The sequence below is a fragment of the Acinetobacter sp. UBA3132 genome (assembly GCF_002364825.1).
Classification (GTDB): Bacteria; Pseudomonadota; Gammaproteobacteria; order Pseudomonadales; family Moraxellaceae; genus Acinetobacter; species Acinetobacter schindleri.
Map to the genome: position 1 here is coordinate 1 of NZ_DEZM01000060.1, position 1,350 is coordinate 1,350.

Consider the following 1,350-nt stretch of genomic DNA (forward strand, 5'->3'; position numbering starts at 1 on the left):
TCATATAAAACAAAGGTTGGTTAAAGGTTTGTTTTTGTATATAGCTGAATAATATTAAAAAATTTACAAATTTCTTAATTTTATAAACCATTGTTTTTAATGTTTATCTTATGTTTTTATGCATTATATTTTTTTAGTCTAATATGAAATTAAATAAAAATATTCTTATATAAATATACGATTTAAAAATCCAGTTATTCAACTTGGGATTTTCTTTTAAGCGTAGTGAATAAGGAATAAATATATGCAATTAACGGAAGAGCAATTGCTAGCAGCATACAAAAGAATGCGCGACATTCGTGAATTTGAGGATCGACTTCACGATGAAAACAATACAGGTGATATCCCAGGTTTCATCCACCTTTATAGCGGTGAGGAAGCTGTTGCCGTAGGGATCTGTGAAAATTTAACAGATAAGGACTTCATTACCTCAACACATCGTGGTCACGGACATTGTATTGCAAAGGGCTGTGACATTCACGCCATGATGCTAGAAATTTTTGGTAAAGATGATGGTTTGTGTCGTGGTAAAGGCGGCTCAATGCACATTGCGGACTTAGATAAAGGCATGCTCGGTGCAAACGGTATTGTGGGTGGTGGTCCACCTTTGGCTATTGGGGCAGCTTTAAGTGCTAAAACACTCAAAAATGGTGGGATTGGTCTATCTTTTACCGGTGATGGCGGTTCAAATCAGGGCTTAACTTTTGAAGCCATTAATATGGCTGTTGTGTTAAAGCTTCCTGTCATTTTTGTTTTTGAAAATAACGGTTTTGGTGAAGGTACTGCACATGATTATGCCGTAGGCAGTAAAGATATTGCAGGCCGAGCAGCAGGTTTTGGCTTACCCGCTGAAAAAGTAGATGGAACAGACTTTTTTGCTGTGTATGAGGTTGCACAAAAAGCCATTGAACGTGCCCGCCGTGGTGAAGGGCCGAGTGTGATTGAAACGGTAACCAACCGATTTTATGGACATTTTGAAGGTGATCCAGGGCTTATCCGTTCTAAAGAAGAACTGGATTATGTCAAAGAACATAAAGATCCATTGAAAATATTCCGCGAAAAAGTCAAAGACAAAATTGACGAAGCCAAGCTCGATGCGATTGACGCTCAGTCTAAAGCCAATGTAGACGATGCCGTTGCAAAGGCACGTGCAGCTAAGTACCCAGAAGCCTCTCAGTTACTTACCGATGTATACGTCTCTTACTAAAGGAATAGTAGAAAAATGCCAAATAAAAGTTATCGAAACGCGATTAAAGAAGCAATTGAATTAGAAATGCGCCGAGACCCAAGTGTCATTGTGGTCGGTGAAGATGTTCGTGGTGGACATGGTGGTAAAAATACCGATGATAA

The 1,350-nt window shown here is 38.6% G+C and carries 1 protein-coding gene and 1 pseudogene; both read left to right on the forward strand.

The genetic code is table 11. From position 1 onward, the window contains the following. The first annotated feature begins 244 nt into the window (after positions 1-244). Positions 245-1,207 carry a thiamine pyrophosphate-dependent dehydrogenase E1 component subunit alpha gene (locus B4033_RS02780; RefSeq protein ID WP_004812189.1) on the forward strand — a complete coding sequence of 321 codons (963 nt, stop codon included), beginning with the start codon at positions 245-247 and terminating at the stop codon, positions 1,205-1,207. A gap of 15 nt (positions 1,208-1,222) precedes the next feature. Further along, positions 1,223-1,350, forward strand: a pseudogene (locus tag B4033_RS02785) (alpha-ketoacid dehydrogenase subunit beta); the annotation flags it as partial.

Excerpts from the sequence above, each read along its gene's own strand:
- B4033_RS02780 (WP_004812189.1), top strand. The coding sequence starts at position 245 with ATGCAATTAACGGAAGAGCAATTGCTAGCAGCATACAAAAGAATGCGC.